Below are 10,566 nucleotides of genomic sequence, written 5' to 3' on the forward strand. Positions count from 1 at the left end.
CCGAACTCTTGCCAACAAAGAAGATGCGGTATCCTCGGCTTTCCCGAAGGGTAAACAACTTGGCTGTTTTTCTAGTTTTCTGGATATAACTCGCAGTGAATTCCTCAAAACTGCCCAAAGAGGCCGCAAAGAAAGACTATCATTGCTTTTCAGGACCTTTTGCCATGTTGTTTATGCAACTATAGGGAGAATTTATCACGAAAGCACCGCATTTTGAAAGCACGAAATGATTACGATGCCGGCCGGCTATTGCCAGGCGCCTGCTTACATTTTCTCACACAAAGCCGCCATGCTCGCAGACACCCCGTGTGCCGGTGCCGGCACACGGGGGAAGAAATCAGTGGAACGTGGGCTGTTACATGTCGACCGCCTTGATCCAAATGACGGCATCTTGGGAGTTCTCTTTGCCCTTGTACTTATCATCGGGGCCAACACCGAGTGCGCAAAAACCCCACCAACCGGCCTTGGGAATGCCGAAGGTGATCATTCCGTTGGCGTCGGTCTTGATGGTCATGGTTACGAAGGAATCCTGGGGGGTTTCCGCATTTGCTTTCCTGGCGAAGGCGTCTTTGTTCATTTCTGGCGTATGATTAATATACTCAACCTCGACATCAGCGCCTGGAACGGGCTTGCCATTGCTGAGCACCACACCGCGGAACACGTTGCCGGTCCACAGGGCGTAAGGTTTGTCTAGAGGGACGATCTCTGCAGGCAGGCCGACCGGTTCGGCCCAATTGCCGGGGATGCCGGCAACGTTGAGCACCATTTTTGTTATTTGCTGAATGTAGATATCTTCTTCCTCCTCGTAGTATGGCTCGGGAACAAGGCAAAACACATAGTCGCCCATACTTCTGACTTTAACGGATGTCGCCTCATAAGCTTTGCCCGAGTTTGTCAGGCTCTTCCAGGTGATGGGCTTTAGCGACCCCAAGAGATCGGTCTTTTTCGGTTTGCCTTCCTCACCTCTCTGACTGATGACAAAAAACTGTTGGGGCTTGCCCATGTCCATGGTGTGCCCGGCCTCAAAGGGATGGGTAAAGACCAGCTTAAGGTCGATCTTTTCTCCCTTTTCCAGTGCGGCTTCGGGCGTGTAAATCATCTGAAAATGAGCAAAAGCAGGAACACTAACCAACAGAGATACAACGAATCCAGCGAACACAAATATTGCCTTCTTCACAATACATCCTCCTCTATTCTGTCTTTTTCTTTTTTCTTGTGTTATGAGAATTCCAGGGATCTCCCCAGCAAGACAGGGGCGATTTACCACCGGAACGAGGAGGACAGCCCCTCCTCGTTCGTCAAATACGATGTGAAATGGTCTCTGGAAAGCCTCACTCCACAATATCCTCACCCTTCACTTCCACCAGATGACCCGGGCCGGCATCAAGCTCAACCTTATAGAGCCCGTCCGGTTTCTCGCATGTAAACTCACTATCTTCGTTCATCTGGCCCTGTATGAGGACCTTCCCGGCTGCATCTACCACTCTCATGGTGACGCCGGCTGCTGAGGAACCGTCAGAAAAACCACCCTCGCAAGTAATGGTTCCATCCCCGTTGTCATAGCACGAACAAAGGGGAGTATGAGCCAGGGCCGGGCCAGCCGCAAAGAGGCTAAAGGCAACTAACCCGGTCAAAACAAAAATCCTTTGCACAACAATTCACCTCCTTTCCTAATTAATTTTCACCTATTCTTGACAAAACCCGTCCCAATGGTTGTGGCCAGGGCCAGGCCGTAAAAGGCAAACATGGCCTGCAGCCCGCTCAGACCAAGTAAATTCCCACCGGAAAAAACCAGGGTTGCCACGAAAATTCCCAAAACAGTGGGAACGATCATGGAAAATATCAACCACCGTATCTGGCCGGTCTGAACCTTAATCATAATGCTTGTGGCGACACATGGGGGATACAGGGCCATGAATAGCATCAGCGCCAGGCCGTGAAGGGGCGTAAATCCCTCCTCGCCTTTTTCCATCCGTTTTTCAAGGCTCTCGCCTTCTTCCTCTTGTTGATAGAGGGCCCCCAGGGTAGCCACACTGCTTTCCTTGGCTGCGAACGAGGCGAGCAAAGAGACATTAACACGCCAGTTAAAGCCTGCCCATTGCGTGAAGGGCACCATAGCCTGGCCGAGGCGACCCAGGAAGCTGTTATCGATCTTTTCTTTCTTTATCTCTCTTAAGAGCTTCTTTCTTGCCGAGAAAACCTTTTTGAACGCACGGGTTACCTTTTTCGCGTCCTTGTCTTTCTTGGGTTGCACAATTTTGAAAAAGACCGGATTTTCTTCCTTGAATTTTTTGTTGATGGCCCTGGCCGCTTCTTTTCCCTTTGCCGTCATCTTGGCTTTTTTGTACTTGTCCCAATAAATGACCAATGCCATAAGGTTCTTTCCCTGTACGTGCTCGGCATAGGGGTTCCCTTCTACCTTTTTGTAGAACTTCGCCGTTGCGTGATCCTTCTGGGTACTGTAATAGACCTTCCGCTCATCGCTAAGCCCCGGGAATAGGAGAAGCACAAAGAGGATGATCGCAATAGCCGCCACGATGGTGATGATTTTCCTGATAAAAAGCCAGACCCTTTGTACCGCACGGCCGAGAACGCCCCGAATTGTGGGTACGTGGTAAGGAGGCATCTCCATAATAAATGGAGCGCTTTCTTTATCCTTGAGAACGGTGTGGGTCAAAATCTTGGCCATAGGAAGCACCATCAATAGCGTTACGGTGGAGATGAAGAACATGGCCAGGCCCTTATGCTGCGCAAAGTATATGTTGATCAGCAAGACATAAAGCGGGACCTTTGCCAGGCAGTTCAACATCGGAATGGTCAGGATGGTGGCCATTCTTGCCTTTTCGTCCGGGATGCCCTTACAGGACATCACAGCAGGCACCGCACATCCGCCCACATAAATTCCGCCCAGGACCATGGGCAGGGTCGATTGGCCGTGGAGGCCGAATCTTTGAAAAAGCCTGTCCAGGATGAAGGCCATCCTGGGCATGTACCCGCTATCTTCCAGTATGGCGATCAGACCAAACAGGATGAAAAAGATTGGGACATAGTTTAACAGCGCATTGATGCTGTCCACGAACCATAAAGTAAGGGCGCGGATGACAGGCTCTTCTATGAATCCCGGGTTTGGCAGGATAGACTCTGTAAGGCTTCTCAGTTTTGCCAGCAAGGGCCAGGTGTAGTTTGTGAGGTTGTACCCCTGGACGATGGAAAGATAGTAAAGCAGATAAATAACACCCACCAGGATCACAGGTCCAAGGAAGCGGTTGCAGATGAATCTATCGGCCTTATCGGAAAGGAATTGCGACGAGACGACGGTTTGGCGCTTCAGAGCCGATTTGCTGATAGTGTCCGCCACCTGGTATCGACGGAACGCGATGTGCTTTTCCGGCTTCTCTGCGTGCTTTGACTCAAACTCCTTTCTTTTTTCCTCAACAAATGCCAGGATCTCGTCCGGACCTAAAAGGTGTTTTCGGGCCAGTCGCCGGGCCTCGCTGTCGCCCTCCATGAGCTTGACCGCAAGCCACCTGGAGGGATAACTGGCAGCAATCGCCGTTTCCGCGGAGACTCTTTCTTCAACCTCGCTCAAGAAGGACTCCATGGACCCGTAGTCAATCCGGAAGGGCTCGCAAACCTGTTTTGAACGGGAGGCTACATGTATGGACTCCAGAAGTTTCTTTTTGCCCCTTCCGGTCTTAATGGCAGTGGGAACCACAGCAGCCCCGAGCTGACGGCTCAGTTCTTTGGTATCAATCTCAATGTCTCTTCTTTCTGCCACATCCATCATGTTCAGATCCACCACGACAGGGATCTCCAATTCCAACAACTGGAAGGTAAGATAGAGATTTCGCTTAAGATTCGAGGCGTCCGCCACATTAACTACGAGAGAGGGCTTCTCGTGGAGTAGAAAGTCCCGCGAGACCCGCTCTTCCAGGGAATATGAGGTGAGACTGTAGGTCCCGGGAAGATCTACAACTTCAACCTTGGCGCCGTCATGCCTGTAAGAGCCGGTCATTTTCTCAACTGTCACGCCGGGATAGTTGGCGACATGCTGGCTGGCGCCCGTGAGCGCGTTGAACACCGTGGATTTCCCGCTATTGGGCTGTCCAGCCAAGGCCACTAAGGCCTTTTTTCTCTTCACTGCTGTTCAACCTCCACAAATCTCGCTTCTTCGTGCCGGATACTCACGTAATAACCCTCCAGCTCGAGCTCCATGGGATCTTCAAGAGGGGCGTTGCGGACCACCTTTAATCTCAGACCTGGGTAGACACCCAAGTCCATGAGCCTCTGGCCCAACCTGTCCTCAGCCGTGAGCTTGTTGACGCAACATTCCGCGCCTGGTTTCATCCTATCTAATGTCATCTCTTCCTCCTTGCTTATAGCGCCGCAAATCGTAGCGCTCTACAAACAAAAACGAATTTACCGTGTTTTGTGGAACACGAGCATCCGAGTTAATGGGCAGACTCTAACTGATTTTCATTTGCAATAGTACGGGACGCTGAATGTGTCAAGGAAAAAATGTAACGGAGGGTTTACACAAAAGAAAGAACAGCGATGGGATTACCTGGGGAACGCCCTTGTCAGGCGCAAAGAGTTGAGCTATGCGGTTGTATGGTGGACTCCTGACTCCTTTAAACACATAGCATCAACAGGATAACCGCAGAGATTGAAAAGAGTTGCCTGTTGTAACTGAAACGCTCTTAAGGGTAGTATCGCAAGATTGGGCAAATGGGCTATGACTTCTGGGTCCCCTCCCGGGATTTGAGATATTGTTGTGCCATCTTGCTGCCCAGTTGGGCTGCCTTATTGAAGTCCTTGAGAGCCTGTTTCTGAGAGCCGAGTCTATGGTAAGCAACTCCGCGGGCATAATAGACTGAGGCATCTTTGGTATTGAACTTGATGGCCTTGGTGAAATCGTCAACAGCACGGTCGCAATTATCGAGGGCAATGTAGTCTATCCCGCGATTAATATAGGCATTCGCATTGTTGGGATCGAGTTCAACAGCCTTGATGCCGTCTTCAATGGCCTGCTTGTGTTTGTTGAACAAACCATAGGCGATAGCCCGGTTATAATAGAGTGTTGCATTGTTAGGATCAAATTCGAGCGCCTTTGTAAAATCATCAATAGCTTGCTGATAGTTGCCGAGTTCAAGATGGGCCACGGCCCGATTGTGATAGGCCAGACTGTCTTTGGGCTCCATCTCAATGGCCTTATTACAGGCTTTGATAGTCTTTCTATGCTCTTTGGCCTTTTCCTCAGGAGAATTTTTTGCCGTATCGATCCCTGCTTCGGCCTCTTTTTTCTTTTCCTCTTTCGGCCCTGGAGCTGCGGAGGCCAGGCCTTTCGTGCCGATAGATCGTTGTCCTGCCTGGACGCCCAGGAGCTTCAAGGCTTGTTGTGCAGCGTTGGCTGCTTCTTTGACTTCCACACCCTTTCCATCCTTGAACGTGGTTACGACTCCTTCATCTTTTAGCGCCTTGGTGAGGGCTGCAACAGCGCTCTTGTCGCCCAGTTTACCCAAGGCCTTGGCCGCGCTGGTGCGGACAAAAACATTCTTGTCGGATTCCAGGGCACGAATCAGATGCGGCACAGCCTGTCGAGCGCCCAGAGCGGTTAAAGACCTGGCGGCATTTTGGCGTACCGTCCAGTGTTCGTCATTAGCCAGGGCCTTGATGAGGGGCTCAATCGCTTTCTTGTCTTTTATCTGCCCCAGTTTGAATGCAGCCTGGGATCGCTTCATCCATTCTTTGCCTGTGGCTTGGAGCACTTGGATCTGTTCGTTGACATCGGTGTCCGTACGAATGGCTCCGCGCGTGACTGTCAGGCCTGCGGTTCCCATACCGGGCCCTTGATTCTTGAGTTCCTGCATGGCAGTTGGGAAAGGCGATTGTCCTGTCACCTTGGCTGTCAATACGGAAAATGGCATCAAGCACATTGAGCCCATGAAGGCGAACACCAAGACGACCGGCATGACACAACCGAAAGCGCCGGTTGCTATGATACTCGCCTTTTCTTTCTTTGAGGGTTTAAACACAAAACTGCCTCGCAGAGCCTTCAGGTCTTGATAGACGAGGAATGTGTAGACAAAACTGAAAGGCACGAAAAAAAGAGCCAGCACTTGCCCTGCAATCGGTATTGCCGCAACAAGAACAGTAAGGAGCCAAATGGCGACCAATCTCCAGAATACAGCGAACCATCTGCCCTGAACGTAGGCCTTGCTCTTTAAGAGGGCATTCATCCCACGAGCGTCGTCCTCAATGAAAACAAAGGGCGCGAAGAAAAACCAGATAGCGAAAATGATCCCGGGGATAAGCAGAAGAATGTGCGCGCCAGTTAGGATCAGACCTGTCAACAGCCCAAGCCACATATGCGCAAGTGTCTTGGGCTTGGCTTTCTCAAGGGCCTCCTTTATCCCGCAGCGCTCGTTCACAACTCCCAGAAGAAAGGCTGACATTCCCCAGTTGGCGACCCAAACCGCGCTGCCTGTAGCCAGGAGTATGCTGGCCAGCATGATCACGTTTTTGTAATCCGGCATGTACTGCCAAAGGAGAAATCCAAGACCAAAAGGAGGCACAAGCGACAGGATCGTCAGCAGGACTGTTACAAGTCCCAAACCAATCAAAGTCCACATGCGTTTCCTGTAGATTGTCCATGTCCTTCCTAACAGATCGCCTATGCCCGCAAGCCTGCCTGATGAGATCTTATCCATTGGTCTGGCCTCCTGTGCTATTTGTTGCCTCTCCAATAGCTTTTCGATATTTGAGTCCAGGAACTTTAGCAATCTTTTTGTTTTTGACAGAAAACCCAGCCTGGATTCGCTCAAGCCGAAGAATCAGGGAAATACAAGTCCATCAATCTTGACGGCTTCGTAAAAAGTCCAACTTCGGCGTTGCGCTGCATCCTTCGTCACTGCGGCGTACCATATGTACGCCTCATTCCTCAGAATTTGCGCGCCTTGAATTTGGAGCTTTTTACTTTGCCGTCCGATTCGGACTTTTTGCGAGTTCATCAATCTTGACGGCTTCGTAAAGATGAAAGGACATTGCTCCTGATGTTCCGGATTTGTCAAACTTTTGACGATTAGACGAAGGCCTTGCCAAGAGTAAAAGGACCCTACCAGCAATCATAAACATCTGGCTACTGCGAAAACCTGCACCAATAACCTAAAAGATATCGCCTTTCAGAAAAAGCCTTCATGCCCCACGTTATTGAGGATTTACAAAGGGATGACAAAAAATTGACAGCAAAGAAGGGGTTTAAGAGTCCCTGAACCTTCATGCCGTCCAGCACGCAGATAAGCTGTCGGACGTGCCTTGGTGGCAAGGGCATCTTTGGATTTGCAGGAGCGACACTGTCTTGATTCACGTACCGATTGTTGGCACTATTTTTGCTGAGATTTTTTGTGTAGTTTCAAAACGGTATAAAATCAGAGGTTAATTAAAAATCATAGCATTGATAGGGGAATATATGAAGGGATACGCAGCACTTTACAATCCTGAGGATGCAAGATCCGAACATGAAAGGCTACTGGATCAGTACCACCGCGCAGAAATCTCAATAAGTGGACTCAATGCCTCTTATGTCTTTAAAATCCGGAATATGGCGTCAACATCCATGTGCGTTCTGGTCAGGCAGGACTCCGAAATTGTGCCCCGGCTAAAGGTGGGTGACACATTCAACGTGAAATATTATTTTACCGATTCGGATTGTCCCCCGGAGCATCGGGACACAGAGATTCGAAATATCACAAGAGATGATGAAGGCCGATTTAAGGGTCATTATTTAGTTGGCCTGGAGATCCTGGATGGGCAGACATAGGGGTGAACCAGGCACAATCTCCAGAGAAAAAGACACACAGGGAAAAGGAGTAGCACAGTGGCAATCATTATAAGGTTCTGTATCCGTATCATTGCTGTCACCTTGGGATTGTTTTTGTTGTGCCAGACGAGCTGGGCCGCAAAGGCCTATATAACGGATTCTTTCAGAATCAGTCTTCGCAGGGGCCCCAGTATCGAAAATAAGATCCTTAGGTTTGTCCCTTCGGGTTTGCCTGTGGAAATCTACGAATCTCAAGACGGTTGGAGTCGTGTTCGCCTCTTGGAAGGTGAGCAGGGCATCTTGGAGGGATGGGTCTTAAGTCGTTATTTGATCAAGCGTATGCCATGGGAGGATCAGACCAGATCTTTAAGGGGTGAGAATGCTCGGCTCAAAGAGAAGTTGGCCCGCATTGACCAGGAATGGGAAGAAAAGGTCAGCAGGGAGCATGGGCAAGGCAAGCAATTGAAAACAAAATATGAAATAGCCCGGAAAAATGCGCAAAGGTTAGCCGAGGAGAACGAGGTCTTGAAGTCCTCAAAGAGGAACAAGTGGTTTGCCACTGGCGCTCTTGTACTGTTGTCCGGCTGGGTAATCGGACTGATGGCAGGAAAAAATCCGAGAAAACGTAACTTATCATATTAAAGATGATCATAACATCACAAAGCGATTCTATAACTCGATTAGCCGTGGAGTCAAAGAACGTCCCCGAACATTAATGATGGCTACGGATACGGGATGGTTGGACCGTTGCGGCCCCGCACTGCCCGGGTTCAAGAAAAGCACTCCGTTGCTTTCCCCAACGCCAGGCCGGTGAGTATGTCCGCTTATGACAGCGCTAAAGCCGGCCGCAGTTGGCTCCAGATTGAGTTCACATACATCATGTAGTATATACATCGAGACTTCTCCCACCTCGACCACCTCCGCCCGTGGAAGGTCACGAGCCCATGAGCCTTGGTCCATATTGCCTCGCACGGCAACGACCGGGGCGATTGCTCTGAGCCCCTTAAGCACATAAGGATTATCAATGTCCCCCGCGTGAATGATGAGGTCTGTCTGTTTGAGAATCGCGACCGCCTCAGGCCGCAAGAGGCCGTGAGTGTCAGAGATGACACCCACGACATGGTCATACTTGCCTTGCACTATTCCGGACATAATGAATTCTTCTTCGATGTGTCGGTTTTCAGCTTGTATGAAGGGTGTTCGATCCCGAGGCGGACATGGATAAAACATGTCCCCGAAGGTCCGCCGTTCACTTCTATGACATAGTTTCTCAGTGGTGAAAATGGCTCATATTTTAGCCAGTGTCAATGCCCTGCTTCCATAACGTACAGAACGCAGCCTTCTCATCCGGCAAACATGTTCTTACAACTGCCCATCTCAGAGAAAGAGGGGCGATCAATGTCGTTATAAAGGCCATCAGGACCAGGCCTGAAAATTGGGCTTCCGTCAACAAAGGCTCTGTAATCATTTGAGTGAACATTAGCTTGTCGCCGAGCTGCAGCACGACCGTGGCCACCACCAGTTCTACAGCGCCTCGACCGCTCATTCCGAAACCTACGACTGTACATTCCCAAGGATTGCGTCTAAAGATAGCCAAGCCCAGTCCACACCCGATGAGCTTGCCGAGGATGGCGACCAGCGTCAGAGTCAATACGAAAGACATGAAGCGCCAGTCCCAGAAAAATCGGAGATGGCACGACAAAGAGGCAAAAAAAATAGGAACAAGAAATCCATAACTCAAGCCGAAAAACCGGTCCTTTATAGCATTGTATATGCTTGTGTCCATAATCTCCTTTTTCACAAAGAGTCCGGCGAGAAAAGCCCCAATAATGAGATGAAGACCCACCAGTTCAGCCAAGTACGCCATTGTCAGGGCCGATACCACGGCAAATGTAAAGGCCTTGCCCTCCCGATCATGGAGCTTTGCAGTTATTTTCGGCACGACAAAGAGTCCCAGAAGGATAGTCAAACCAAAAAAGGCGGTCACTTTAAGAACAACGATTGATAAATGTATGTATTGAACGGCGCCAGTTTTGGCCAAACCAAAAAGTACTGACAGACACATTAGGGACAGGATGTCGTCGACTATGGCGGCTCCAATGATGATGTGTCCCAGCTCACTTTCATTTATCCTCATAGAATGGAGTATAGCCGATTGAACAGCAATCGCTGTAATGGAAATACCCAGTCCCACAAAGAGGGATTGGTATAAGGTGCCGCCGAATGCTCTGGCTGTCAGATATCCCGCGGCAAGGGGCAGAACAAACCCCCCTAAAGCTACGGCAACAGAAGGCCAGATATGTTCTACGAGTTCTTTGGGGTCCATTTCCATGCCGCTATAAAACATGAGAAAGAAGATCCCCAATTCGGCGATTAGTGCAATAGCTGGAGAGCAGCTCACAAGACCCAACAGAGGCGGCCCCAGGACGACACCGGCCAGTAGCTGTCCCAGCATGATCGGCAACCCGAATCGAGAGAAAAGGCCTCCCATGACCCAGGCTATAGTCAGAATAAGAAGAAGATCTATAAGAAGCTGAGAGGTAATCATCGTGTGCGATCTTCAGGAAGCAGAAAACCGTAACCGTTCACGGGTTACATTTACGCCGTACGGAATTGTTTTGAAAGATGAACGTCGAACATCGAACATCGAACGTCCAACGTCGAATGAAAAACGCATATCCAATACCGAACATTCAACCTGTCGAGAGCCTCAAGGTCGTGCGACGGCTATTTTCTCCCTAAGTTCC

9 protein-coding genes are annotated in these 10,566 nt (G+C 49.9%); 2 read left to right on the plus strand and 7 right to left on the minus strand.

The features are described from left to right. Positions 1-355: 355 nt before the first annotated feature. The 5 genes from JW883_12705 to JW883_12725 all read right to left on the minus strand — a co-directional run bounded on the left by JW883_12705 (position 356) and on the right by JW883_12725 (position 6,710). Positions 356-1,177 carry a DUF4198 domain-containing protein gene (locus JW883_12705; protein ID MBN1843124.1) on the minus strand — a complete coding sequence of 274 codons (822 nt, stop codon included), beginning with the start codon at positions 1,175-1,177 and terminating at the stop codon, positions 356-358. 154 nt (positions 1,178-1,331) lie between these two features. Beyond that, positions 1,332-1,652, minus strand: coding sequence for a hypothetical protein (locus JW883_12710; GenBank protein ID MBN1843125.1), 321 nt, complete (start codon positions 1,650-1,652; stop codon positions 1,332-1,334). Between the two features lie 29 nt (positions 1,653-1,681). Next, entirely contained in the window at positions 1,682-4,141 is a 2,460-nt protein-coding gene (feoB, locus tag JW883_12715; protein MBN1843126.1) for a ferrous iron transport protein B, read from the minus strand. Further along, positions 4,138-4,362, minus strand: coding sequence for a ferrous iron transport protein A (locus tag JW883_12720; GenBank protein MBN1843127.1), 225 nt, complete (start codon positions 4,360-4,362; stop codon positions 4,138-4,140). The genes feoB and JW883_12720 overlap by 4 nt, the downstream gene beginning before the upstream one ends. Before the next feature lie 371 nt (positions 4,363-4,733). Next, complete coding sequence (locus JW883_12725) at positions 4,734-6,710, minus strand: tetratricopeptide repeat protein (GenBank protein MBN1843128.1); 1,977 nt, start codon at positions 6,708-6,710, stop codon at positions 4,734-4,736. 758 nt (positions 6,711-7,468) lie between these two features. On the opposite strand from JW883_12725, the gene JW883_12730 reads away from it, so the two are divergent. Continuing rightward, positions 7,469-7,819, plus strand: a complete 351-nt coding sequence (locus JW883_12730; protein ID MBN1843129.1) for a hypothetical protein — start codon at positions 7,469-7,471, stop codon at positions 7,817-7,819. 57 nt (positions 7,820-7,876) lie between these two features. Continuing rightward, entirely contained in the window at positions 7,877-8,461 is a 585-nt protein-coding gene (locus JW883_12735; protein ID MBN1843130.1) for a TIGR04211 family SH3 domain-containing protein, read from the plus strand. A 27-nt stretch (positions 8,462-8,488) separates the two neighbouring features. On the opposite strand, the gene JW883_12740 is transcribed toward JW883_12735, so the two are convergent. Both JW883_12740 and JW883_12745 read right to left on the minus strand, forming a co-directional pair. Beyond that, on the minus strand, positions 8,489-8,971 hold the full coding sequence (locus tag JW883_12740; protein ID MBN1843131.1) for a metallophosphoesterase family protein: 483 nt from the start codon (positions 8,969-8,971) through the stop codon (positions 8,489-8,491). Between the two features lie 142 nt (positions 8,972-9,113). Continuing rightward, positions 9,114-10,367, minus strand: a complete 1,254-nt coding sequence (locus tag JW883_12745) for a cation:proton antiporter (GenBank protein ID MBN1843132.1) — start codon at positions 10,365-10,367, stop codon at positions 9,114-9,116. Positions 10,368-10,566 lie beyond the last annotated feature (199 nt).

The organism is Deltaproteobacteria bacterium, from assembly GCA_016930875.1.
Lineage (GTDB): Bacteria > Desulfobacterota > Desulfobacteria > Desulfobacterales.

Excerpts from the sequence above, each read along its gene's own strand:
- JW883_12720 (MBN1843127.1), bottom strand. The coding sequence starts at position 4,362 with ATGACATTAGATAGGATGAAACCAGGCGCGGAATGTTGCGTCAACAAG.
- JW883_12725 (MBN1843128.1), bottom strand. The coding sequence starts at position 6,710 with ATGGATAAGATCTCATCAGGCAGGCTTGCGGGCATAGGCGATCTGTTA.
- JW883_12730 (MBN1843129.1), top strand. The coding sequence starts at position 7,469 with ATGAAGGGATACGCAGCACTTTACAATCCTGAGGATGCAAGATCCGAA.
- JW883_12740 (MBN1843131.1), bottom strand. The coding sequence starts at position 8,971 with ATGTCCGGAATAGTGCAAGGCAAGTATGACCATGTCGTGGGTGTCATC.
- JW883_12745 (MBN1843132.1), bottom strand. The coding sequence starts at position 10,367 with ATGATTACCTCTCAGCTTCTTATAGATCTTCTTCTTATTCTGACTATA.